22 protein-coding genes, 1 pseudogene and 1 riboswitch are annotated in these 22,220 nt (G+C 74.5%); of the genes and pseudogenes, 18 read left to right on the forward strand and 5 right to left on the reverse strand.

What is annotated here, in order from left to right:
• Positions 1 to 44: 44 nt before the first annotated feature.
• The 7 genes from ABZ564_RS13690 to ABZ564_RS13720 all read left to right on the forward strand — a co-directional run bounded on the left by ABZ564_RS13690 (position 45) and on the right by ABZ564_RS13720 (position 8,343).
• Positions 45 to 1,292: a beta-ketoacyl-[acyl-carrier-protein] synthase family protein gene (locus ABZ564_RS13690; RefSeq protein WP_360854600.1), complete on the forward strand. Its 1,248-nt coding sequence runs from the start codon at positions 45 to 47 to the stop codon at positions 1,290 to 1,292.
• A gap of 60 nt (positions 1,293 to 1,352) precedes the next feature.
• The gene (locus ABZ564_RS13695) at positions 1,353 to 3,209 is read left to right on the forward strand and encodes an acyl-CoA dehydrogenase (protein ID WP_360854603.1); all 1,857 of its coding nucleotides are present in this window, start codon (positions 1,353 to 1,355) and stop codon (positions 3,207 to 3,209) included.
• 242 nt (positions 3,210 to 3,451) lie between these two features.
• A complete protein-coding gene (locus tag ABZ564_RS13700) occupies positions 3,452 to 3,712 on the forward strand; it encodes an acyl carrier protein (RefSeq protein WP_360854606.1) in 261 nt (86 codons plus the stop codon).
• Positions 3,709 to 4,932, forward strand: coding sequence for a beta-ketoacyl-[acyl-carrier-protein] synthase family protein (locus ABZ564_RS13705; protein ID WP_360854609.1), 1,224 nt, complete (start codon positions 3,709 to 3,711; stop codon positions 4,930 to 4,932). Before ABZ564_RS13700 ends, ABZ564_RS13705 begins: the two co-directional genes overlap by 4 nt.
• A 305-nt stretch (positions 4,933 to 5,237) precedes the next feature.
• A riboswitch (cobalamin riboswitch) is annotated at positions 5,238 to 5,363 on the forward strand.
• A gap of 84 nt (positions 5,364 to 5,447) precedes the next feature.
• Positions 5,448 to 6,485 carry an ABC transporter substrate-binding protein gene (locus ABZ564_RS13710; RefSeq protein WP_360854612.1) on the forward strand — a complete coding sequence of 346 codons (1,038 nt, stop codon included), beginning with the start codon at positions 5,448 to 5,450 and terminating at the stop codon, positions 6,483 to 6,485.
• Complete coding sequence (locus tag ABZ564_RS13715; protein WP_360854615.1) at positions 6,482 to 7,567, forward strand: iron chelate uptake ABC transporter family permease subunit; 1,086 nt, start codon at positions 6,482 to 6,484, stop codon at positions 7,565 to 7,567. Before ABZ564_RS13710 ends, ABZ564_RS13715 begins: the two co-directional genes overlap by 4 nt.
• Positions 7,564 to 8,343, forward strand: coding sequence for an ABC transporter ATP-binding protein (locus ABZ564_RS13720; RefSeq protein ID WP_360854618.1), 780 nt, complete (start codon positions 7,564 to 7,566; stop codon positions 8,341 to 8,343). The genes ABZ564_RS13715 and ABZ564_RS13720 overlap by 4 nt, the downstream gene beginning before the upstream one ends.
• 93 nt (positions 8,344 to 8,436) lie before the next feature.
• Here ABZ564_RS13720 and ABZ564_RS13725 read toward each other — a convergent pair whose 3' ends face one another.
• Positions 8,437 to 9,444 (reverse strand): PRC and DUF2382 domain-containing protein, encoded by a 1,008-nt coding sequence (locus ABZ564_RS13725; protein ID WP_360854621.1) that lies wholly within the window; start codon positions 9,442 to 9,444, stop codon positions 8,437 to 8,439.
• Between the two features lie 281 nt (positions 9,445 to 9,725).
• Between ABZ564_RS13725 and ABZ564_RS13730 the strand changes: the two genes are divergently transcribed.
• From ABZ564_RS13730 to ABZ564_RS13765, 8 genes are all read left to right on the forward strand, one after another.
• Positions 9,726 to 10,439: an adenosylcobinamide amidohydrolase gene (locus tag ABZ564_RS13730; protein WP_360854624.1), complete on the forward strand. Its 714-nt coding sequence runs from the start codon at positions 9,726 to 9,728 to the stop codon at positions 10,437 to 10,439.
• Between the two features lie 54 nt (positions 10,440 to 10,493).
• Positions 10,494 to 11,399 carry an NAD(P)-dependent oxidoreductase gene (locus ABZ564_RS13735; RefSeq protein WP_360854627.1) on the forward strand — a complete coding sequence of 302 codons (906 nt, stop codon included), beginning with the start codon at positions 10,494 to 10,496 and terminating at the stop codon, positions 11,397 to 11,399.
• 341 nt (positions 11,400 to 11,740) lie between these two features.
• Positions 11,741 to 12,499 carry a GNAT family N-acetyltransferase gene (locus ABZ564_RS13740; protein WP_360854630.1) on the forward strand — a complete coding sequence of 253 codons (759 nt, stop codon included), beginning with the start codon at positions 11,741 to 11,743 and terminating at the stop codon, positions 12,497 to 12,499.
• Between the two features lie 156 nt (positions 12,500 to 12,655).
• Positions 12,656 to 13,867, forward strand: coding sequence for a PP2C family protein-serine/threonine phosphatase (locus ABZ564_RS13745; protein ID WP_360854633.1), 1,212 nt, complete (start codon positions 12,656 to 12,658; stop codon positions 13,865 to 13,867).
• 76 nt (positions 13,868 to 13,943) lie between these two features.
• Positions 13,944 to 14,618: a TetR family transcriptional regulator gene (locus ABZ564_RS13750; RefSeq protein ID WP_360854636.1), complete on the forward strand. Its 675-nt coding sequence runs from the start codon at positions 13,944 to 13,946 to the stop codon at positions 14,616 to 14,618.
• The gene (locus tag ABZ564_RS13755; protein ID WP_360854639.1) at positions 14,615 to 15,385 is read left to right on the forward strand and encodes an SDR family NAD(P)-dependent oxidoreductase; all 771 of its coding nucleotides are present in this window, start codon (positions 14,615 to 14,617) and stop codon (positions 15,383 to 15,385) included. The genes ABZ564_RS13750 and ABZ564_RS13755 overlap by 4 nt, the downstream gene beginning before the upstream one ends.
• 84 nt (positions 15,386 to 15,469) lie before the next feature.
• Positions 15,470 to 16,510, forward strand: a complete 1,041-nt coding sequence (locus ABZ564_RS13760; RefSeq protein WP_360854642.1) for an NAD(P)-dependent alcohol dehydrogenase — start codon at positions 15,470 to 15,472, stop codon at positions 16,508 to 16,510.
• A 92-nt stretch (positions 16,511 to 16,602) separates the two neighbouring features.
• A complete protein-coding gene (locus ABZ564_RS13765; RefSeq protein WP_360854645.1) occupies positions 16,603 to 16,917 on the forward strand; it encodes a DUF6191 domain-containing protein in 315 nt (104 codons plus the stop codon).
• On the opposite strand, the gene ABZ564_RS13770 is transcribed toward ABZ564_RS13765, so the two are convergent.
• Genes ABZ564_RS13770 through ABZ564_RS13780 form a run of 3 tightly spaced genes read right to left on the reverse strand, consistent with a single transcriptional unit; the run spans position 16,904 to position 18,397 of the window.
• On the reverse strand, positions 16,904 to 17,407 hold the full coding sequence (locus tag ABZ564_RS13770) for an NUDIX domain-containing protein (protein WP_360854648.1): 504 nt from the start codon (positions 17,405 to 17,407) through the stop codon (positions 16,904 to 16,906). The two genes, ABZ564_RS13765 and ABZ564_RS13770, sit on opposite strands and share 14 nt — an antisense overlap.
• Before the next feature lie 28 nt (positions 17,408 to 17,435).
• Positions 17,436 to 17,846: a PTS fructose transporter subunit IIA gene (locus ABZ564_RS13775; protein WP_360854651.1), complete on the reverse strand. Its 411-nt coding sequence runs from the start codon at positions 17,844 to 17,846 to the stop codon at positions 17,436 to 17,438.
• Positions 17,843 to 18,397 carry a DAK2 domain-containing protein gene (locus tag ABZ564_RS13780; protein ID WP_360854901.1) on the reverse strand — a complete coding sequence of 185 codons (555 nt, stop codon included), beginning with the start codon at positions 18,395 to 18,397 and terminating at the stop codon, positions 17,843 to 17,845. Before ABZ564_RS13780 ends, ABZ564_RS13775 begins: the two co-directional genes overlap by 4 nt.
• 183 nt (positions 18,398 to 18,580) lie before the next feature.
• On the opposite strand from ABZ564_RS13780, the pseudogene ABZ564_RS13785 reads away from it, so the two are divergent.
• Positions 18,581 to 18,931, forward strand: a pseudogene (locus ABZ564_RS13785) (DUF1697 domain-containing protein); the annotation flags it as partial.
• A 225-nt stretch (positions 18,932 to 19,156) separates the two neighbouring features.
• Here ABZ564_RS13785 and ABZ564_RS13790 read toward each other — a convergent pair.
• The gene (locus ABZ564_RS13790; protein ID WP_360854654.1) at positions 19,157 to 19,552 is read right to left on the reverse strand and encodes a helix-turn-helix transcriptional regulator; all 396 of its coding nucleotides are present in this window, start codon (positions 19,550 to 19,552) and stop codon (positions 19,157 to 19,159) included.
• A gap of 97 nt (positions 19,553 to 19,649) precedes the next feature.
• Here ABZ564_RS13790 and ABZ564_RS13795 point away from each other — a divergent pair, with 97 nt between their 5' ends.
• Complete coding sequence (locus ABZ564_RS13795; protein ID WP_360854657.1) at positions 19,650 to 21,155, forward strand: MFS transporter; 1,506 nt, start codon at positions 19,650 to 19,652, stop codon at positions 21,153 to 21,155.
• A 10-nt stretch (positions 21,156 to 21,165) separates the two neighbouring features.
• Complete coding sequence (locus ABZ564_RS13800) at positions 21,166 to 22,191, forward strand: glutathione S-transferase C-terminal domain-containing protein (RefSeq protein ID WP_360854660.1); 1,026 nt, start codon at positions 21,166 to 21,168, stop codon at positions 22,189 to 22,191.
• The last annotated feature ends 29 nt before the right edge of the window (positions 22,192 to 22,220 follow it).

Below are 22,220 nucleotides of genomic sequence, written 5' to 3' on the forward strand. Positions count from 1 at the left end.
GCGTTCCCCTTCAGAGGGCGGACGGGACAGGGGAGGGCCGCGGCATGGCGCGGGACGAGAGGACGACGACCGTGGTGACGGGCCTGGGCCTGGTCACCCCGGCGGGCGACGACGAGCACACCTTCTGGGCCGGGCTGTGCGCGGGCCGGTCGGCGGCCCGGCGCTGCGACGAACTGGCCGGCCTGCCCGCCGACTTCGCCTGCCGGGCCGACGGGACCGACCTGGACGAGGCCGTGGGCGGGCGCGCCGGCTGGCGGATGGCACGGTTCGTGAAGATGGCCCTGGTCGCCGCGCGCCGGGCCGTCGCCGACGCCGGACTGCGCCCGGACCGCTGGGACGGCGGCCGGGTGGGCGTCGTGCTGGGCGTCGGCGTGGGCGGGGTCCCCGTCCTCGTGGACAACGTCCGCCGGCTCGACGAAGGCGGGGCGCAGACCGTGTCCCCGCTCCTCGTGCCGATGATGATGCCCAACGCGGCCGCCGGCGAGATCGCCATCGACCTGCGCGCGCACGGCCCCAGCCTCGCCCCGGCCACCGCCTGCGCGTCGGGCGCCACCGCCCTGGCCACCGCCCACGACCTGCTGGCCGCCGGCCGGTGCGACATCGTCGTCGCGGGCGGCGCGGAATCCGTCCTCACGCCCCTCGTGGTCGCGGCCTTCGGCCAGCTGGGCGCGCTGTCGACGCGCACCGGCGATCCGGCAGGGGCCTCGCGCCCCTTCGCCCCCGACCGCGACGGCTTCGTCCTGGGCGAGGGCGCCGCCGTGCTGGTCCTGGAGCGGGCCGGGCACGCGAGGGCCCGGGGCGCCAGGGCCCGGGCCGTCCTGGCCGGGGCCGGAGCCGCCACCGACGCCCATCACCCCACCGCCCCCGACCCCGCGGGGCTCGGCGCCCGGCGCGCGGCCGAGACCGCCCTGGAATCGGCGGGCTGGGCCGCGCACCAGGTCGACCACGTCAACGCGCACGGCACCTCCACCCCGCTCAACGACGCGATGGAGGCCGCGCTGATCTCCGGTCTCTTCCCGCACCGCCCCTCGGTCACCGCCCCGAAGGGCGTCCTCGGGCACACGCTCGCCGCCGGCGGGGCGATCGAGGCCGCCGCCACCGTACTGACCCTGGAGCACGGAGTGGTCCCGCCGGTCGCCAACCTGGACGCCCCGCCCGCCGAGTGGGACATCGACTGTGTGACCGGGCAGCCGCGCCGCCAGGAGGTCGAGCGGGCGGTCAGCCACTCCTTCGGCTTCGGCGGGCACAACGTCGTGCTCGCCTTCGAACGCTCCCGGCACGCCGGCAGGTGAACAACTGCGCGATCCCGGTGTCCTGACCGCGCTCCGGTCGTTCAGCTTTGTATGACCACCATGCTGGACAGCACCGGCGCCACGGGGACCGGCGCCGAGCCCCTGGAACACCCGCTCACCTCCGTACTCCTGGGCGCCGACGCCCGCCGCGAACACGGTTTCTGGCGGCGGCTCGTCGCCACCGAACCGTTCCGCCCGCCCGCCGCGCCGGAGAGCGGCGGCACCCCCGACGAACGGCTCGCACGCGCGTACGCACGACTGCGTACCCTCAACAACGCCCTGGACAGCGCCGCCCGCCCGGCCTCCGACCCCCGGGCGCTGGCGGCGCTGCACGAATGGCTCGCCCCCGTCGACCCGGCTCTCGCGACGATCGCCGGCATCCACTACAACCTGTTCCTCGGCAGCCTCCTCGACCACGGGGCCGACGGCCCCCGCGACCTGTCCGACTTCCTCGCGCTGCGGCGCACCGGGACCTTCCTGTGCACGGAGGTGGCGCACGGGAACGACGCCGCCGCCGTCGAGACGACCGCCACCTACGACCCCGTACGCGAGGGGTTCGTGCTGCACACCCCGCACTGCGGCGCGCAGAAGTTCATGCCCAACACCGGGCCGGTCGGCGGCCCCAAGTCGGGGCTCGTCGCCGCCCGCCTGCTCGCCGGCGGAACCGACCACGGGGTGTTCCTGCTGCTGGTGCCCCTCACCGACGCCACCGGCCCCCTGCCCGGCGTACGCGTGCGCAGGCTCCCGGCGCGCATGGGCAGCCCCGTCGACCACAGCCTGACCTCCTTCGACCACGTCTTCGTGGGACGCGAGGCCCTGCTGACGGGCCCGCAGGGGCGGATCGACGACGACGGGGTGTTCCGCAGCGCCGTCGAGGGCCGCAGGCGCCGCTTCCTCGCCTCCATCGCCCGGGTCGTCACGGGCCGGATCTGCATGAGCGCCAGCGCCGTCGGCTCCGCCCGCGCCACGCTGGCCGTCGCGGTGCGCTACGGCGGCCACCGCCATGTCTCCGCCGGGCGCGGGTCGCGGCTGCCGGTGCTCGCGTACCGCACCCATCACGGGCCGCTCGCCGAGGCCATGGCCACCGTCTTCGCCATGAGCCTGCTGCACCGCCGCGTCCTGGCCCGCTGGGAGGCGGCCGAGGCGGGGCCCGAGCCCGAGCGCGAGGCGGCCGAACGGCTGGTCGACATCGCCAAGGGGTGGATCACCTGGCAGGCCCGTGCCGTGATCGTCGAGTCCCGGGAACGCTGCGGCGCCCAGGGGCTGCTGGAGAACAACGGGATGTCCGTGCTCGTCACCGGCGTCGAGGGCGCCATCACCGCCGAGGGCGACAACCTCGCCGTCCACTCCAGGGCCGCAGCCGCCCTGCTCGCGGCCGGCCCCGCGCACGAGCCGGCCGCCCCGGTCACCGGCGACCTCACCGATCTGCGGTTCCTGGTCAGGCTCCTGGCGCGGGCGGAGGAGCTGTGGTTCGCGCGCGCCGGGGCCCGGATGGCGCCGGTGGCGCCAGGCGACCCGCTGGAGCGGTGGAACGCGGCGTCGGGCCCCGCGCTGCGCGGGGTCGACGCGCACGCCTGCCGACAGGCGGCCGAGGCGTACGCCGACGCGGTCGAGGCGCTGCCCGCCGGGTCCGACCGGGACCGGCTGGGCGAGCTGGCCCGGCTGTTCGCCCTGGGCCGGGTCGCCCGCGTCAGCGGGGACCTGCTCGCGGCGGGCCACCTGAGCCCCGGTCAGGTCGAGGCGCTGACGGACCACACCGAACAGCTCATCGCCGCGGTGGCGCCCCGTCTCCCGGAGCTCGCCGAGTCCTTCGCCCTCCCCGACGAGGTACTCGCCGACTGGCCGATCACGGGGGCCCGCTACACCGACGCGTACGACGATCCCGAGGCCCACTGGCACGCGGAGGCGGGGCGATGAGGGGCAGGCGTGCACGACGGGCGGCGGAGACCGTACAGGCCCTCGGGGTGGGGGCCGTACTCCTCGCCCACTGGACCGCCGTCGCCCTGCTCGCGCGGTGGCGCGGGGCGCCGCGGACGAGCGGTGGCGAATCGGTTCGCCGCAAGGCGTAACCGGAGCGCCGCTGCTCAGTTGTTCCACGTCGGGGCAGTGCGCGCCGACGCCGGACACCCCCACCGGATGGACATGAGGAAAGGAAGACCATGAGCACGATTCACCCCCGGATCACCGACGTACTCAGCCGTACCTTCAAGGTGCCCGTGGCCGAGATCCTCCCGGAATCCACGATGGACAGCCTGGACATGGACTCTCTCGCGGCCGCCGAGTTCGCCGTCGTCCTCCGGGAGGCCACCGGGGTCGAACTGGACACCGGCACGCTGCACCGGCAGACCACGCTCGCCCAGCTCACGGCGCACCTCCACGCGTCGGCCGGCGACGGGGCCGCGGCGGGCACGGCCCGATGAGGACACCGGCCATCGCCGTCACCGGGCTGGGCATGATCACCCCGGTCGGCAACGACACCGAGTCCACCTGGGACGGGGTGTGCGCCGCGGTGAGCCCGGTCCGCACCGTCGCCGCGCTCGAAGGGTGCGCGATCGACTTCGCCTGCGTGGTCGACGGCATCGACCTGGACGCCGCGATCGGCCGCCGTACGGCCTTCCGGATGGGCAGGTACGTCAAGTTCGCGGTCCTGGCCGCCAGGGAGGCCGTCGCCGACGCGGGGCTCGACCCGGCGGGCTGGGACGGCAGCCGGGTCGCCGTCGTCGTCGGCACCAGCAGCGGCGGCTCCGCACACCTCACCGACCAGGCGCTGGTACTGGAGCGGCGGGGACCGGAGGCGACCTCACCGGCCGGTGTCCTGCTGACCATCCCCAACATGCCCGCCGCCGAGATCGCGATCGAGATGCGGGCCACCGGCCCCAGCATGGCCCCCTGCACGGCCTGCTCGTCCGGCGTCACCGCGCTGTCCGTCGCCCGCGACCTGCTGGCCACCGGGCAGTGCGATCTGGCCATCGCGGGGGCGACCGAGTCGACGGTCTTCCCGATCGCCATGACCGGGTTCGCCCGGTCCGGGGCGGCCGCCCGCGCGGACGGCGACCTGGCCCGGCTCAGCCGGCCCTTCGCCGCCGACCGGGCCGGACTCGTCATGGGTGAGGGTGCCGCCGTCATGGTGCTGGAGCGCGCGGCCGACGCGGAGGCCAGGGGTGCCGAGCCCCGGGCCCTGCTCGCCGGCACCGGTGCCACCACGGACGCCCACCACCCCACCAGCCCGCACCCCGACGGCCGGATCGCCCGCGCCGCCGTCGAGGCCGCGCTGCGCGACGCGGGCTGGCGGGCCGACGAGGTCGAGCACGTCAACGCGCACGGCACCGCGACCGTGCACAACGACGCCGCCGAAGCCGCGCTGATCAGCCGGATGTACCCGCACCGGCCACCCGTCACCGCCCCCAAGGGCGTGCTCGGCCACTGCATGGGCGCGGCCGGGGCGATCGAGGCGGGGCTGACGATCCTCACGCTCCAGCGCGGAGTCGTCCCGCCCGTCGCGAACCTGGACGCCCCCGCGCCCGGCTTCGACATCGACTGCGTCACCAAGCAGCCGCTGGTGCGGCCCGTCCGCCGGGCCGTCAGCCACTCCTTCGGTTTCGGCGGGCACAACGCGGTGGTCGCGCTCCAGCGCCCGTGACCGGCCGGCCGGTGGCGAACGGGGGCCCCTCGTCACCGGCCGCGGGCGGCACCGGGCTGCCCGGACGCTCGTGGTAGCGTGCCGGGGCCAGTCGAACTCCACCACGGGGGCGTCCGGCAAACCCCCGCGGCGTCGCGCCGCCCGGCACGCACGCTCGCGGCGTTGCCGAAAGCCCTGGTAGCTCCTTCCCCAAGCTCTTGATGAGCAGGGTAGGCCCCATCCAAGGACTTTCCGGCGTCTTGCGATCGCACGCACCGGCCGCCGCTCCTTCCTCCGCGGGGATTTGCCGGACGCCCCCAGGAGTCAGGGAATCCGGTGTGAATCCGGAACTGACGCGCAGCGGTGAGGGGGACGGGCGGGGCCACGGCCACTGGGAGACCCTCGTCCCCCGGGAAGGCGTCCCGTCCGCGTGAACCCGAGTCCGAAGACCTGCTGGCGACCGCAGCCCGGGACCGGGCGGCGGATTCCGTACAGCGGGTCCCGCGCATGGGCCCAGAGACGCCGAGGTATCTCCCGTGCCGCTCATAGGTCGTGGCCGTTCCGCCGCCCTGCTCACCGCCGCACTCCTGCCCCTGACGGCCTGCGGCGGGCCCCCGCCCGAAGCGGCCGGCGAGAAGAGCGGGTCCGGCGGCTATCCGGTCACCCTCAAGAACTGCGGGCGCACCGTCACCGTGAACGCCGCGCCCCGGCGTGCGGTCTCCGTCGACCAGGGTTCGACCGAGATCCTGCTCTCGCTGGGCCTCGCGGACCGGATCGCGGCCACCGCGACCTGGACCGACCCGGTGATGAAGGGTCTGGAGAAGGCCAACGCGGGCGTGACCAGGATCGCCGACAACCGCCCCTCGTCCGAGAAGGTCCTCGACCAGGAGCCCGACCTCGTCAGCGCCTCCTTCGAGTCGACGCTCGCCAAGGGCGGCGTCGCCCCCCGCGACCAGTTCGAGAAGCTGGGCGTCCCCACCTATGTCTCGCCCGCCGACTGCACGGCCAAGGACAACACCGAGGACGGCGACGGCGTCCGCACCGGCGCCCTGACGATGGACAGCGTCTACGGCGAAGTACGCGACCTCGCCCGCCTGTTCGGCGTGCCCGAACGCGGCGAGAAGCTCGTCGCGCGGCTCCGCACCCGCATCCGCGAGGCCACCGACGGCATCGACGCCTCCGGCACCTCCGTCCTGTACTGGTTCGCCAACTCCGAGGCTCCGTACCTGGCGGGCTGCTGCGGGGCGCCGGGCATCATCAGCCGGGAGCTCGGCGTGAAGAACGTCTTCGACGACACGCACGACGAATGGCCCCGGATCAACTGGGAGACGGTCGCCGACCGCAACCCGGACGTCCTGGTCATCGGCGACCTCACCCGCACCTCGCAGACCGCGGAGAGCGCCGCCGGGAAGATCGCCTTCCTGGAGTCGAACCCCGTCACGAAGGAGATGGACGCGGTACGCCGCAAGCGCTACGTCCTGCTCAGCGGCCAGGCCATGAACCCGACCATCCGAACGGTCGAGGGCGTGGAGCGACTGGCCGCCGCACTGCGCGAGTTCGGGCTCGCGGGATGACGGGCACCGAACGGGCCGCGGCGCCGCGCGAGCACCCGGCGCCGGCGGCCGGCGCACGCCCCCGCCTGCGGGGCCTTCCCGGCGGGCTCCTGTGGACCGGCGGCGCCCTGCTGCTCGCCCTGTCCATCGCGGTCGCCGTCACCATCGGCCCGGCCCGGATCTCCGTCGGGGACGTCTGGTCCGCCGTCGCCTCCCACCTCGGTATCGGCGAGGCACGGCTCAGCCCGATCCGCGACGGCATCATCTGGAACCTGCGCATGCCGCGCACCCTGCTCGCCGCCGTCTGCGGAGCGGGGCTCGGGATCTGCGGGACGGTCATGCAGTCCCTGCTGCGCAACCCGCTGGCCGACCCGTTCGTCCTCGGCGTCTCCTCCGGGGCGTCCACCGGCGCGGTCCTGGTGGTGGTGCTCGGCGTCGGCGGGGGAGCGGTGTCGCTGCCGGCCGGGGCCTTCCTCGGGGCGCTCTGCTCCTTCGCGCTGGTGATGCTGCTCAGCCACACCCTCGGCGGCGGCACCGACCGGGTCGTGCTCTCCGGTGTCGCCGCCATGCAGCTGTTCTCGGCGCTCACCTCCTTCGTCGTCATGACGGCCGCCGACGCCGAGCAGACCCGCGGTGTGCTGTTCTGGCTGCTCGGCTCGCTCGCCGGGGTCGGCTGGACCGACGTATGGGTCTGCTCGGCCGTCCTCGGCGTGAGCCTGCTGATCTGCCTCGGCCACGCCCGTACGCTCGACGCGTTCGCCTTCGGCCAGGACGCGGCCGCCGCCCTCGGTGTGCGCGTCGGACGCGTCCGCACCGTCCTGCTGTGCACGACCGCGCTGCTGACCGCCGCGCTCGTCAGCTCGGCCGGGGCCATCGGCTTCGTCGGACTGGTCCTGCCGCACGCCGTCCGGGCGCTCACCGGCTCCGGCCACCGCAGGCTGCTGCCGCTCACCGCGCTCGCCGGGGCCGTCTTCCTCGTCTGGGTCGACACGCTCGCCCGGACCGTCCTCGACCCGCAGGAGGTCCCGGTGGGTGTCGTCACCGCCCTGATCGGGGTGCCCGCCTTCGTCCTCGTCCTCTACCGCACCAGGCGGCCCGCGTGACCGGAACAGCGGCCGAGGGCCTGCGTGCCTGCCGGGTCAGCCGGGAAGCCGGCGGCCGGCTCCTCCTGGACGGCGTGACGCTCGCCCCGCAGCCGGGCACCACCGTGGGGCTGCTCGGCCCCAACGGCTCCGGCAAGTCCACGCTGCTGCGCATCCTGGCCGGGGTCCTCGCCCCGCACGCGGGCGTCGTCACCCTGGACGGCGAACCCCTGGCCGCGGCCGGCCGGCGCGCCGTGGCCCGGCGGGTCGCGGTCGTCGACCAGCACGCCGTCACCCAGGACGAGCTGAGCGTCCTGGACGTCGTGCGCCTGGGCCGCATCCCGCACCGCCGCGCCTGGTCGGCCCCCACGGAGGCGGACGCGGCGGCGGTGGACGAGGCACTGGAACGCACCGGCCTCACCGCCCGGCGCGGCCAGTCCTGGCACACGCTCTCCGGCGGGGAGCGCCAGCGCGTCCAGATCGCCCGCGCGCTGGCCCAGCAACCGCGTGAACTCCTGCTGGACGAACCGACCAACCACCTGGACATCCAGCACCAGCTGGAACTGCTCTCCCTGGTCACCTCGCTGCCCCTGACCGCCGTCATCGCCCTGCACGACCTCAATCTGGCCGCCATGTTCTGCGACCGGATCGCGGTGCTGAGCGGAGGCCGGGCGGTGGCCTGGGGCACCCCCGCGCAGGTGATCACCGAGGAGCTGATCGAGGACGTCTACCGGGTGCGGGCCGTCGTGACACCGGACGGGCCGCAGGGCCGCCCCTCGGTACGCTTCCTGCCCTGACCGGCACGGCACCAGCCGGGCACAGGCGAGGGCGGACCCGTCCGCGGGTCCGCCCTCGCTTGTCGTGCGCTGCGGCGGTCATGCCGGCGGGGGTCAGCGGTGGCGTCCTCGGCCCAGGTCGCCGCCGGTGTCCTTGCCGCCCATGTCCTTGCCGCCCTTGGTGGTGCCGTCCGCGTAGTCGATCTGTTCCTTGCGCAGCTCGGCGGAGACCTCCTTCTGCTCCGTCACCTTCTGGGTTTCCATCCGCACGCGTTCGACCGGGACGGTCTCCTTGCGCATCGTGGCGCGCTCGGCGTGCAGGGTGACCTCCACGTCCTGCTCCGTGAGGTCCCCGCGGGCGACCGTCCGGTCACCCGGCTGCAGCGGTTCACGGACCACGCGCACCTCTTCGTGCGAGACCGGCACGCTGCGCGTGACGTTCTCGGTGACGACGTACTTGTGCAGACGGGCCTTGCCGCTCTCGTACTCCTCGGTGCCGATGTGCAGCTGCTCCTCGGAGCGGATCATCTCCTCCTTGCCACCCATGCCGGCGCCGGACCGCTGGGCACCCGCGCCGGCCCCGGCCAGCGGACGGGCCGCGCCCGCGGCGTCGGTGTCCCGGTGCCTCCCGGTGCCGGCCGTCCCGGTCCGGTCCATGCCGGAGGTGCCTGCCGCACCCATGGCCCCTGCACCGGCCCCGGCCCCGGCTGCCGCGCCGGCGCCCGCCGCGCCCATGGTGCCGGTGCCCGTGGTGGTCGGTGCGCCGGTCCCGGAGCGGTCGCCGAGGTTGCCCCTGGTGTTCCGGGTCAGGCCGTAGTGCCGGTACAGCTCCTCCTCCTCGGACACGGACAGGTGCGCGTCCGCGTCCACCCGGGGCGCCTCCTTGACCTGGTCCTTGCTGTGGGAGATGTGCAGGTCGGAGCCCACTCGACGGGCTCCGGCGAGAGGCACGAAACTCTCCTTCATGCCGAACAGGCCGGTCTTCACCGTGATCCAGTCCGGGCGGCCGGTGTTGTCGTCGACATACACGCGGCCCACGTTGCCGATCTTCTCGCCCTCGGTGTCGTACACCGTCAGGCCGTCGAGCTCTCCGGAATCCGTGAAACCGTCAGCGGCTCCCATATCCGATTCCTCCTCGCCCGGGCGCGTCCTGTGGGTTGGGTCCAGCAGAGAAGGCGCGTCCGGATTCCATCGCGCCTCACCCGGATGGACGCTGCAACCGCCCGGCCACCGGGGGTGGCGCGCGGTATCCGCCTCGGACCGCCGCAGCCCCCGTGTCACGCGGGTGCGAGGCACTTGCGCCCATTACGCCATCCGGGTGAACGAATCGGGTGGCGGGCGCCACAGAGAGGGGAGGGGGGCTCCCGGGAGCCCCGGCCCCGGCACATATGATCGGCGGGTCCATGCCGACCGACGTCCTGCCGCGCCACCGGGGGTGCCCCATCCGTTCCGTACGCATCCGGCTCCCCGAACAGCGCGGAGAGCTGCTCGCCCGGCGGGAGGACGGTCAGGACCTGCACCACCTCGTATGGCGGCTGGGACCGGGGTGGCGGGTGTGCAGCAGCGCGGTCCTGGGCGGCGGCATCGGCCCGCGCGACTGGATCCTCAACGCGCAGGTGCCCGGCGGGTACCCGCGCATGGACCCGGACCGCCACCTCGCCGAGATCGCCGCCGCCGCGCACCTCACCGGCCCCGGCGCCGGCCTGATGACCGCCGCGGACGTCACCGCGTACACCGCCGCCGCCGACGAGGGCGTGCACGCGACCGCCACGTGCGGCCTGGGCGTACGCGGCTGGGCCGCCGTCCCGGGCGAGGGAACCGGCGGGCCGCCGCGCCCCGGCACCGTCAACATCGTGGTGACGTTGCCCGTCCCCCTGTCCGACGCCGCGCTCGTCAACGCCGTCGCCACCGCCACGGAGGCCAAGGTGCAGGCGCTCCTGGACGCCGGGCTCGACTGCTCCGGCACCCCCACCGACACCGTCTGCGTCGCCGCCCCCGTCGCCTCGCCGGACACCGGGGCCGTCGAACCGTTCGCCGGGCCGCGCTCCCGCTGGGGCGCGCGACTCGCCAGAGCCGTACACGCCGCCGTGCTGGAGGGCGCGCTGCGGCAAGCCTGAGAAGCCGAAGCCGCCGCGCACCGGGCCTGGGCGCGGCCGACGAAGGGAACCCCCATGACCTCAGCAGTCCCCGCAGCACCGCAGCGGCCGGTCGTCGCCGTCCTCGGCACCGGGATCATGGGCGCGGCGATGGCCCGCAGCCTGCTCCGCGCCGGTCTGGAGGTCCGGGCCTGGAACCGCACCCAGGCCAAGGCCGCGCCGCTCGCCGCCGACGGCGCCACCGTCACCGAAACGGCGGCCGAGGCCGTGCGTGGCGCCCACGTCGTACTCACCGCGCTCACCGACACGACCGCCGTCGCCGCCGCGCTCACCGCCGCGTCCGAAGGGCTGCACCGGGGGCAGGTGCTCCTCCAGACCTCCACGGTCGGCCCGGACGGCGCCGTCGAACTCGCCCAGCGCGCCGCGGACCTGGGGCTCGTCCACCTCGACGCCCCGGTCTCCGGCACCCGGCAGCCCGCCGAGCAGGGCGCGCTGACCGTCCTCGTCTCCGGCCCCGCCGCGGCCCGCGCGGTGGTCGAACCCGTGCTGGAGGCGATCGGGCAGCGCACGGTCTGGGCCGGCGAGGAGACGGGAGCGGCCTCCCGGCTCAAGCTCGTGCTCAACGCGTGGGTGATCAACATGGTGGGCGGCGTCGCGGAGTGCCTGAACCTCGCCGAAGGGCTCGGCGTCGACCCGCGCGCGTTCCTCGACGTCGTCGAGGGCGGGCCGCTCGACTCGGGCTACCTGCAGACCAAGTCGGCCGCCGTCCTGGACGGGGACCTCACGCCGAGCTTCGCCCTGTCCACGGCCCTCAAGGACACCCGGCTCATCCTCGACGCGGCCGGGCAGGCCGGGGTCCGGCTGGACCTGACGGCCGCCTCGGCCGCCCGCTTCGAGCGCGCGGAGGCGGACGGACACGGCGACGAGGACATGATCGCCACCTACTACGCGGGCAGGGCCCCCGAGCGCGACGGCGGCTGACCGGTCCGGGGCGGCCACCGCCGTACGGCAGGAGCCGCCCCACCGGTACGGGGGAGCCCGGTGGGGCGGCCTAGACCAGCGTGCCACAGGACCGCGCACCGCGGGGGCCGACCGGCTCGTACACGGCTGGAGTCGAGTCGAAACCGACGGTACGGGAATAGCCGCGCGCCACGCGTCCTTGCCGCAGCTGTGGCCCGGGACAGCCGGGCGCCGGAGTACGGACCAGGGGAGAAGGAGCTCATGCCGGAGATCTGGACCGCCTCGCCCACCGTGGCGGGCGAGGCGTTGCACGCGGTGGAGGACGGCCACGCGCTCGGTACGACCGTGATCGAGGTGCCCGCGTGAGCGCGCCCCTGATCCCCGGCAGCGCCGGCCACCCCCTGGACGACCCGGTGGGCACCGCCCTGCGGGGCCCGCACGCCCACTTCGCCGAGCGTCGCGGCCGTGTGCTGCGCTACCCCGCCGAAGTCGCCCCCTGGGTCGCGCTCCCGCCGGACCCGGGCCCCGCCGACTGGGCCGACGCGGCGGCGCTCACCGGACCGGGCGGAGCCGTCACCATCACGGCGTTCCGGGAGCCCCCGCCCGAGGACTGGGAGGTCGTCTTCCACGCCGAGGGCGTCCAGCTGGTGGACGCGGGCGTGGACGCGGCGCCCCTCCCGGAAGCCGTTCGGCTCGGCCCCGCCGACGTGCCGGAGATGCTCGACCTGGTCGCCCGCACCCGGCCGGGTCCCTTCGAGCCCCGGACCGTCGAACTGGGCACCTACCTGGGGGTGCGCCGGAACGGGGTGCTCGTCGCCATGGCCGGCGAACGCATGCGCCCGCCGGGCTGGAGCGAGATCAGCGCGGTCTGCACCGATGAGTCGGTACGCGGTCAGGGCCTCGGCGGCGGACTCGTGCGCGCCGTCGCCCACGAGATCAGGCAGCGGGGCGAGACACCGTTCCTGCACGCCGCGGCCGCCAACACCGGGGCCGTGCGGCTCTATGAATCGCTGGGCTTCGTGCTCCGCCGCCGGACCGCCTTCCTCTCCGCCCTCGTACCCGCCCGGGCGGCCGGGCCCACGTCCGGTCAACCCGTCGGCACAGCGACGGCCGTGCGCTGAGCAGGTCGGTTTCCCCGCGCCCAGCCACTCCGCTCCGCGTTCCGGGACCTTCGGCAGGTGCGCCGGGGACGTAGGACTCATGTGTTCTGTCTCACTTCCGGGTCGAATGGAAGGGAGCGCCGGCACCCGGCCGGCAGATCCCGGAAGGAGAGAGCCGTGACCTTCGGACCCCTGAGCCGGCCGGCGCCCCGCGTGGCACTTCCCGGCGCCGAGGCGGGGGAGGCTGCCGCACGTGCCCCACGCCTCGGGAACGGGGCGCTGTCCGGCGGACTGGCTCTGCTCACCGCCGTGATCGTCGCACTCGACGTCCTCTCCGGCGCCGATCTGCAGCTCACACCGCTGCTGGTGGTCGCGCCGGCCCTGGTCGCGGCCTTCGGCACCGTCGCCCAGACCGTGCTCGTGGCCTCCTGGGTCACCGGAGTGGCCGTCGTGACGCGGCTGGCGATCGGCGGCATCCCCTGGGACGTGATCAGCAGCCTCGTCTTCACCGTGTTCGCGGGCCTGCTCAGCGTCGGCGCCTGCGCTCTGCGGGTCGGGCACGCGACCGAGATCGCCAGGCTCCGCTCCGCCGCCGTGGCGCTCCAGCGCCAGATCCTGCGTCCCCTGCCGATCCCGACCGACCAGATCACCGCCCACGGCACCTATACGCCGATCGAGGAGGACCGCCTGGTCGGCGGGGACATCTACGAGGTCGTGCAGTCGCCCCACGGCACCCGTGTGATCATCGGCGACGTGCAGGGCAAGGGGCTCCCCGCCATCGGGGCGGGCTTCGCCGTCCTCGGCGCGTTCCGCGAGGCGGCCATCCGCGAGCCGTCCCTCGTCGGCCTCGTCGACTGCCTGGAGGACGCCGTCGCCCGGCAGAACGCCTTCTCTGCCCAGACCGGCGAGACGGAACGCTTCGTCACCGCGCTCGTGCTCGGATTCGACGGCGACGGCCGGGTCCGGGCCGTGAACTGCGGCCATCTGCCGCCCCGCCTGGTGCACGGCGGGGTGGCCGTCCCGGTCCCGCTGCGCCGTACCTCGGTACCGCTGGGCATGGCCGAACTCAGCAGCGAGGGCCGTACCGCGGAACGGCTCGACTTCCCGCCCGGCGCGACGCTCCTGATGTTCACCGACGGCGTGACCGAGGCGCGCGACGCCGAGGGGCACTTCTACCCGCTCGACAGCCGGCTGAGCCGCTGGGCGCGCCGGCCTCCCCGGGAACTGCTCGACGCGCTCGAATGCGACCTGGAGGAGTTCTCCGGCGGAGTGCGGCGCGATGACATCGCCGTACTGGCCCTGCGCCGGGTCACCGCCGCCCCCGCCCCGTCCGAGCCGACGGGGCCCGAGGCGATGCGGCGGCCCGCCGAGGTGGGCAGCGGGCGGTAACAGGTACATACCAGGCACTCCATGTCCCGGCGAGACTTCTGTCTCGTCGGGACATTTTCAGGTGTACGGTGAAACCATGCAAGCGGAACAAGAGATTCCGGAAAGGCGTGGCCGCAAGGCCCGCCGGACCCGGGAGGCACTGGCCCGGGCCGCGTTCGAGCTCGTGCTCGACCGGGGGCTCAGGGAGGTCACGGTCGAGGAGATCGCGGAACGCGCGGACGTCGACCGCCGCACCTTCAGCCGGTACTTCGCGAGCAAGGAGGCCGCCGTCCTGGAATCGGTCCGGGGCGACGGCGACCGGATCAACGAGGCCCTGCGGGCCCGGCCGGCCGGCGAGCCCCCGCTCACCGCCTACCGCCGGGCCGTTCTGGACTGGCTCGCCGACCCCGCGGTACCGGCCTGGCACCGCCGCCCGCGGATCTACGAGCTGCTGGTCCTCGCCGAGCGCGAGCCGACCCTCTACGCCGCGTTCCACCACATCCGGGTGGACGCCCAGGAGGAATCGGTCGCCATCGTCGCGGACCGGCTCGACACCGACCCCCTCAGCGACCTGCGGCCCGCCGTCGCCGTCGCCGCCGGAGCCGGCGCCCTCCTCGCCGCCCAGGCCGCCTGGGTCCGGGGTAGCCGCCCCGACGAGCTGCCCCGGCTCGTCGAGCGGGCCTTCGACGCCCTGGCCGGAGAGCTGTTCACCCCGGCCCCGCACAGCACCACCAGCACCACCAGCCCCACGGAAGGAAACGGCACACCATGAGCACCACCACCCCCGCCGACCAGGAGTTCGCCGGCCGCACCGCCCTCGTCACCGGAGGGGCCTCCGGCATCGGCCTGGCCCTCGCCCACCGCCTCGCCGGTGCGGGTGCCTCGGTCGTCGTCGCCGACTACAACGAGGACAGCGCCCGCAAGGCGGTCGCCGCACTGGAGAGCGCCGGCGGCCGGGCCGCCGCCGTGGCCCTGGACGTCACCGACCCCGCGTCCGTCGAAGCGGGCGTAAGGTTCGCCGTCGACACCTTCGGCGCGCTGCACCTCGCGGTGAACAACGCCGGCATCGGCGGCCCCAGCCACCCGACCGGCGAATACCCCCTCGAGAGCTGGGACCGGGTCGTCGCCACCAACCTCAGCGGCGTCTTCTACTCGATGCGCTACGAACTGCCCGCCATCGTCGCCGCGGGCGGCGGCGCGATCGTCAACATGTCCTCGATCCTGGGCACCAACGGCTTCGCCGGTTCACCGGCCTACGTCGCCGCCAAGCACGGCGTCGTCGGCCTCACCAAGTCCGCCGCCCTGGAGTACGCCGCCCAGAACGTCCGGATCAACGCGGTGGGCCCCGGCTTCATCGACACCCCGCTGCTGCGCGACACGGAGGCCCCGGCCCGCGACCACCTGATCTCGCTGCACCCGGCGGGCCGCCTCGGCACGTCGGAGGAGGTGGCGGAGCTCGCCGCGTTCCTGCTCTCCGACCGCGCCTCGTTCATCCACGGCAGCTACCACCTGGTGGACGGCGGTTACTCCGCCTCCTGAGCCGCCGGCAAGGAGAAGAGGAGCAGGGGGGACCACGGGGGTCCGGGGGGCAGCACATGAGTCACAGAGGTCGAGGAGGACCCCATGAAAGCAGTTCAGTACCGAGAGATAGGCGCCGCACCCGAGGTCGTCACGGTCCCCGACCCGGAGCCGGGCCCCGGCCAGGTGCTGCTGAAGGTCACGGCAGCGGGCGTCTGCCACTCCGACATCGCCGTGATGAGCTGGCCCGCCGACCAGTTCCCGTACCCGCTGCCGCTCACCCTCGGCCACGAGGGCGTGGGGACCGTCGCCGCGCTCGGTGACGGCGTCAGCGGCCTGGAGACCGGCCAGTCCGTCGCCGTCTACGGCCCCTGGGGCTGCGGCACCTGCGTCAAGTGCGCCGAGGGCAAGGAGAACTACTGCCTGCGCGCCGCGGAGCTGGGCATCAACCCGCCCGGCCTGGGCTCGCCCGGCGCCATGGCCGAGTACATGATCGTCGACGACCCGCGCCACCTGGTGCCCATCGGCGACCTCGACCCGGTGCGGACCGTGCCGCTCACCGACGCCGGCCTCACCCCGTACCACGCCATCAAGCGCTCCCTGCCGAAGCTGGTGCCCGGGGCCACCGCCGTCGTCATAGGCACCGGCGGACTCGGTCACGTGGCCATCCAGCTGCTGCGCGCCCTGACGGCCGTCCGCGTCATCGCCCTCGACGTCACCGAGGACAAGCTCGCCCTCGCGCGCACGGTCGGGGCCCACGCGGCCGTCCTGTCGGACGAGCACGCGGCGGCCCGCATCCGGGAACTGACGGGCGGCCTCGGCGCCCAGGTCGTCCTGGACTTCGTCGGGGCACCGGCGACCGTCGCCACGGCGGGCGCCGCGGCCGCCGTCGAATCGGACGTCACCATAGTCGGCATCGGCGGCGGAGTGCTGCCGGTGGGCTTCGGCGTCCTGCCGTTCAGCACGACCGTCACCGCCCCGTACTGGGGATCCCGCTCCGAACTGGCCGAGGTGCTCGACCTGGCCCACGCCGGCGCGGTGGACGTCCACGTCGAGACGTACACGCTGGACGAGGCACCGCTCGCCTACGAGCGCCTGCACGCCGGCAAGGTCAACGGCCGGGCGGTCATCCTCCCGCAGGGCTGACGAGGCAAGGGCCCGTCCGGTACACCGGGCGGGCCCGCGTCGTACGCGGGCGGCCGTTGCGCCGGTCGCGTACGAACGGCGAGACTGGCCGCATGGGATTCCTCGTGCTCATGACGCTCCCCGGCCTGGTCATCGGTCTGACGCTCGCGGCCTTCCTCGACCAGTTGCTGCTGCGCGCCGGGCGTGCGGGGCTGCTGCCGTGGCGCAACAGCGCCCGTCAGGGCCAGATCTCGGCGACGGGCTTCGAGCAGCTGCACGCCACGTTCTCGCCCGGCAAGCAGAGCGAGCTCAAGGAGCGGCAGAGCGCCCTGCTGCTGCGTGACGACGAGGAGGACGGCGCTTTGCCGCACCGCTCCACCGTCGACCTCGACGGCGGCCTCGCCGTCATCCGCCTCAGCCCGCACTGAGCGGCCCGTCGCCCGCCAGACGTTCGCGCAGCCGCTCCACGAAGACCCGCTGCCCCTTGACCAGCAGCTCGGCCGCCTCCCCGGGCGTGCACCACGCGAACCGGTCCATCTCCGGGAACTCCCGCAGTGTCCCCGACCGTCGGGGCCACTCCATCGTGAACGTGCCGGGCACCGCGCTCGCCGGGTCGATGTCGCCCTCCAGCGCCCACACGGTCACCGTCTTCCCGCTGGGCTGACGGGCCTCGCCCAGCGCCACCCACGCACCGTCCGGCGCCGGATGCCCGAACTCCTCCTCGAACTCCCGCCGCGCCGCCGCCCTCGGCTCCTCCTCCGGCTCGTACTCACCCTTGGGCACGGACCACGCCGCCTCCTCGCGCCCCGTCCAGAACGGGCCGCCCATGTGGCCGATGAGCACTTCGAGGCCGCGCCCGGCACCGGTGCGGAACAGCAGGAGGCCGGCGCTGCGGCGGGTGTTCTTCCTGGCCGTCATGCCGTCAAGTGTGCGGGGCACCCGGTCCCTACGCCTTGCGGTAGTCGTACGCCTCCGAGGCCGCCGCCGCCACCGCGTCGATGTCCCCGCCCGCCGACGCCGTGACCACGGCGGCCACCGCGCCCTCGACGAACGGGGCGTCCACCAGCCGCGCCCCGGCGGGAAGCTCGTCGCCCTCGGCGAGCATCGCCTTGACCGTGAGCACCGCCGACCCGAGGTCGACGAGCACGGCGACCCCCGCCCCGGCGTCCACCGCCCTGGCAGCCTCGGCGATCAGCTCCGTGCTCGTCCCGAGTCCGCCCGCCCGGGTGCCGCCCGCCGCGGCCACCGGCGCCGTCGCACCGCCCGCCGCCAGCCCCCGGGCCAGCTCCGCCACGGACTCGGCCACCGGCCCGCTGTGCGAGACCAGCACGATGCCCACCTGCGCGTCCGTGTTCACGCCCCCGCCCCGCCCCCGGCCGTCTCCGCGGTCTCCGCCGGCGCGGCGATCGGAAGCGCGGCCGACGTGGCCCCCGGATCCTGGTGCCCGATGCTCCGCCCGTCCGGATGACTCGCCCGGCCCTTGCGCTCCAGGAGCGGCACCGTCGCCCCGGCCGCCGCACGCGCCGCCTCCCGGCCCACCGCGAAGGAGATCCCCAGGGCGCCGACGGCGGGCAGCGGCGCGTCGGGCATCGTCTTGTCACCGGCCCGCGCCCCGCCCATCCGGGCCACCGCCGAGACCCCCTCCCCGAGCGCCCGCGCCAGGTCGGCGGGGGACACGGCCGGGGCGTCGCCCAGCGCCTTGCCCGTACGCCGCGGCAGCGTCCCGTGCAGCGGGCCCGACGCACCGCCGACCGTCGGGATCAGCTGCCGTCCGGCCGGCGTCAGCACGGCCCCCGGGGCCTGAGGAGGCTCCTTCGTCAGGGCCGTCTTCCCGGCCACGGGCGCGTCCCGGCGGACGAGGACCCGGTTCTCCACGTCCATGGTCAGCTCGGGAGGGGAGGCGGCCATCCCGCGCCACGCGTCGGCCACCACGGTTTCGGGGACGTTGATCAGCATGCGGAACGGAATCTCCCAGGAGAGCTGTCGGACCCGGACGGGGTGAACCACCTCCACCGTAGGGCGTGACCGGCCCGCTGCGAAGACGGCCGGACCACGCCGTCGCCGTCCGCCGCTCCCCGCGCTCCCTCCCGCATGAACAGGCGATCGGATGTGCTGTACATCGCGCCCGTCCGAGGGCTGAAGGTGCCGGGCCGGTCCGTGAAGACGGAGCGCCCGCGCGAACTCTTCACGGAGCTGGGTCTCGCCTCCGCGCGCAGCTGCATCCGGAGCGGCAACGTCTTCTTCGAGTCCGACGAGACCGACCGGTCCGCCTTCGCCGCCCGTATCGGTGACCATCCCGCGCAGGCGCCCGGCCACGACATCGCGGTGGGCCTGCGTACGGTCCCGGCGCTGGAGGCGCTGATCGCGCTCGACCCGTTCAAGGACGTCACGGTCACCGACGACATCCGCTGCCGCGTGGTGTTCACGACCGGGCGGATCGATCCGGACCTGGCGCTTCTGCTGCTCTCCCCGAAGAAGGACATGGAGATCATCGGCGCCATCGACGGCGACGCGTTCGTCGTCCGGTACCTGATCCACGGCAGGCGCCGACCGCGAAGGGCTTGCAGGAAGGTGTCCTGGGCCGGGACGCGACGGCCCGCTTCTTCCGTACCGTGGCGAAGATCCTCGCGGCCGCGAAGAAGGGCGGGGCCCGAGCCGTCCCGCCGGTCAGGCCCGGTCGATGTGCACGCTGGTCGACTTCACCCGGGCGGTGGCCTGCACCCCGACCTCAAGGCCCAGTTCCTCGACGGCCTCCCGGGTCAGCAGGGACACCAGCCGGTGCGGGCCGGCCTGGATCTCGACCTGCGCGGCCACATCGCCGAGCTTCACGGCGGTCACGATGCCCGCGAACGCGTTGCGCGCGGAGGTGTACGGCACCTCTTCCTCACCCGCGCCGTTCTGCGCGACCTCGACGGAGAACGCCGCCAGATCGCGGCCGTCGATGAGGCGGCGGCCGCCCTCGTCGCGGTGGGTCGCGACACGGCCGGCGTCGGCCCAGCGCCGGGCGGTGTCGGGGCTGACGCCCAGGAGACGGGCCGCCTGCCCGATCGTGTAGGACTGCATGCGCCGTACCCTAACCGGCCCGCGCCCCTGTCATCCGGCACGGCCGGGTGGACCAGCCGGGATGAGGAATCACGGGGCGGGCCCTAGGGTGCCAACCATGGCAGACAGCGCGGCGGACCGGGGCTCTGCGGGGCGGGACGCGGACCCGGGGTCCGGGCACCACACGCCCGACCCGCGACGGTGGCGGGCGCTCGCCGTCTGCCTGGTCGCGGGCTTCATGACCCTCCTCGACGTCTCGATCGTCAACGTCGCGCTGCCCTCCATCAAGGAAGGGCTGCACACCCCGGAGTCCGACCTGCAATGGGTCCTGTCCGGTTACGCCCTGGCCTTCGGCCTGTTCCTGATCCCCGCGGGACGGCTCGGCGACGCGCGCGGCAGGCGCGCCGTGTTCATGGCGGGGCTCGCGCTCTTCACCCTGGCGTCCGCGGCCTGCGGCGCCGCGCAGTCCAGCCTCTGGCTGGTGATCGCCCGACTGGTCCAGGGGCTGGCCGGTGGCATGGTCTCGCCGCAGATCTCCGCCCTCATCCAGCAGATGTTCCAGGGCCGGGAACGCGGCCGCGCCTTCGGCATGTTCGGCACGGTGGTCGGCATCTCCACCGCCGTCGGCCCGCTGCTCGGCGGCCTGCTGATCCAGGCGGCCGGACCGGAGGAGGGCTGGCGGTGGGTCTTCTACGTCAACCTGCCGCTCGGCCTCGTCTGCCTCCTGCTGGCCCGCCGCCTGCTGCCCGACACCCCCTCGGCCGGCGCGGTACGGCTGCGGGACCTCGACCCGCTGGGCGTGCTGCTGCTGGGCACCGGAGTCCTGGCCCTCCTGCTGCCCTTCGTCCAGTCCCGCCAGTGGCCCGGCAACGAGAAGTGGCTGCTGCTGATCGTGGCCGTGGCGCTGCTCGCCGCCTTCGCCGGCTGGGAGTCCCGGTGCGGCCGCCGCGGCACCCAGCCGGTCGTCGACCTCCGGCTCTTCAAGGTGCGCTCCTACTGGCTGGGCTGCCTGCTGATCCTGCTGTACTTCGCGGGATTCACCTCGATCTTCTTCATCACCACGCTCTACCTCCAGAGCGGCCTGCACTACACCGCCCTCCAGGCCGGCCTTGCGATCACCCCCTTCGCCCTGGGCTCCGCCGTCGCGGCGAGTCCCGGCGGCAGGCTCGTCGGCCGCTTCGGCCGCCCCCTCGTCGTCGTCGGACTGGCCACCGTGGCCGTGGGCCTCGGGGCCACCGCGCTCGCCGTCCACCTGGTGCCGGGCCGGGGCGCCGGCTGGGCGATGGCTGTCCCGCTGCTGTTCGCGGGGCTCGGCAGCGGCCTGGTCATCGCACCCAACCAGACCCTGACCCTCTCCGAGGTGCCGGTGGCCACCGCGGGCAGCGCCGGGGGCACCCTGCAGACCGGGCAGCGCGTCGGCTCCGCCATCGGGATCGCCGCCGTCGGCGCGGTGTTCTTCGCCCAGGTCGGCGGCGACGGCTGGCCCGACGCGTACGACCACGGACTCGTCGTCTCCGTCGCCTTCGTCGTCGCCGCGCTGCTCGTCGCACTCGCCGACGTGGGCGGCGGCCGCCGGGGCGGACGCCGTGCACAGGACTCCGTACCTTCCGCGGCCGCCTCGTAAGGAGAACGCGATGAACGACTCCGCCGGCACCGACGGCAACAGCTCGTACGGGCACAAGCCCTTCAAGCGCTCCCGCAGCCATTTCGCGGACCGTGTCACCGCCGACGGCCGCGACGGCTGGCCCGTGGAGGCGGGCCGCTACCGGCTCGTCGTCAGCCGAGCCTGCCCCTGGGCCGGTCGGGCGCTGGTCTCCCGCAGGCTGCTGGGCCTGGAGGGCGCGCTCTCGCTCGCCGTCGCCGACCCGCTGCAGGACGACCGCGGCTGGCGCTTCACGCTCTACCCCGACGGCCGCGACCCGGTGCTCGGGATCCGCTACCTCAGCGAGGCGTACGACGCCCGCGAGCGCGGCTACCCGGGCGGCGTCAGCGTCCCCGCGATCGTCGACGTGCCCAGCGGCGAGCTCGTCACCAACGACTACCAGCGGATCACCCTGGACCTCGCCACCGAGTGGACCGCCCTGCACCGCCCCGGCGCGCCCGACCTCTACCCCGAGCCGCTGCGCGAGGAGATCGACGAGGTCATGGAGGGGATCTACCGGGACGTCAACAACGGCGTCTACCGGGCCGGATTCGCGGACGGCCAGGACACGTACGAGGAGGCGTACGAGGCGTTGTTCCGCCGCCTCGAGGAGACGTCCGGGCGGCTCGCGGTCCGGCGCTACCTCGTCGGCGACACGATCACCGAGGCCGACATCCGGTTCTTCACCACCCTGGTCCGCTTCGACGCCGTCTACCACGGCCACTTCAAGTGCAACCACCGGAAACTGTCCGAGGACCCGGTGCTGTGGGCGTACGCCAGGGACCTCTACCAGACCCCCGGGTTCGGGGACACGGTCGACTTCCACCACATCAAGCAGCACTACTACCGGGTGCACACCGGCATCAACCCCACCGGCATCGTGCCCGCGGGCCCCGACCTCTCCGGCTGGCTGACCCCGCACCACCGCGAACAGCTCGGCGGCCGCCCCTTCGGCGACGGCACCCCGCCCGGACCGGTGCCGGCCGGTGAGGAGATCCCGCCGGAAGGCCACCCGTAGGACAGGTTCCGGCCGGTGTGGGCAGGGCC

Source organism: Streptomyces sp. NPDC019224, from assembly GCF_040632605.1.
Lineage (GTDB): Bacteria > Actinomycetota > Actinomycetes > Streptomycetales > Streptomycetaceae > Streptomyces.

Coding starts and splice junctions, on each gene's coding strand:
- ABZ564_RS13690 (WP_360854600.1), top strand. CDS start 45: ATGGCGCGGGACGAGAGGACGACGACCGTGGTGACGGGCCTGGGCCTG.
- ABZ564_RS13695 (WP_360854603.1), top strand. CDS start 1,353: ATGCTGGACAGCACCGGCGCCACGGGGACCGGCGCCGAGCCCCTGGAA.
- ABZ564_RS13700 (WP_360854606.1), top strand. CDS start 3,452: ATGAGCACGATTCACCCCCGGATCACCGACGTACTCAGCCGTACCTTC.
- ABZ564_RS13705 (WP_360854609.1), top strand. CDS start 3,709: ATGAGGACACCGGCCATCGCCGTCACCGGGCTGGGCATGATCACCCCG.
- ABZ564_RS13715 (WP_360854615.1), top strand. CDS start 6,482: ATGACGGGCACCGAACGGGCCGCGGCGCCGCGCGAGCACCCGGCGCCG.
- ABZ564_RS13725 (WP_360854621.1), bottom strand. CDS start 9,444: ATGGGAGCCGCTGACGGTTTCACGGATTCCGGAGAGCTCGACGGCCTG.
- ABZ564_RS13730 (WP_360854624.1), top strand. CDS start 9,726: ATGCCGACCGACGTCCTGCCGCGCCACCGGGGGTGCCCCATCCGTTCC.
- ABZ564_RS13735 (WP_360854627.1), top strand. CDS start 10,494: ATGACCTCAGCAGTCCCCGCAGCACCGCAGCGGCCGGTCGTCGCCGTC.
- ABZ564_RS13750 (WP_360854636.1), top strand. CDS start 13,944: ATGCAAGCGGAACAAGAGATTCCGGAAAGGCGTGGCCGCAAGGCCCGC.
- ABZ564_RS13755 (WP_360854639.1), top strand. CDS start 14,615: ATGAGCACCACCACCCCCGCCGACCAGGAGTTCGCCGGCCGCACCGCC.
- ABZ564_RS13760 (WP_360854642.1), top strand. CDS start 15,470: ATGAAAGCAGTTCAGTACCGAGAGATAGGCGCCGCACCCGAGGTCGTC.
- ABZ564_RS13765 (WP_360854645.1), top strand. CDS start 16,603: ATGGGATTCCTCGTGCTCATGACGCTCCCCGGCCTGGTCATCGGTCTG.
- ABZ564_RS13770 (WP_360854648.1), bottom strand. CDS start 17,407: ATGACGGCCAGGAAGAACACCCGCCGCAGCGCCGGCCTCCTGCTGTTC.
- ABZ564_RS13780 (WP_360854901.1), bottom strand. CDS start 18,397: ATGGCCGCCTCCCCTCCCGAGCTGACCATGGACGTGGAGAACCGGGTC.
- ABZ564_RS13790 (WP_360854654.1), bottom strand. CDS start 19,552: ATGCAGTCCTACACGATCGGGCAGGCGGCCCGTCTCCTGGGCGTCAGC.
- ABZ564_RS13795 (WP_360854657.1), top strand. CDS start 19,650: ATGGCAGACAGCGCGGCGGACCGGGGCTCTGCGGGGCGGGACGCGGAC.
- ABZ564_RS13800 (WP_360854660.1), top strand. CDS start 21,166: ATGAACGACTCCGCCGGCACCGACGGCAACAGCTCGTACGGGCACAAG.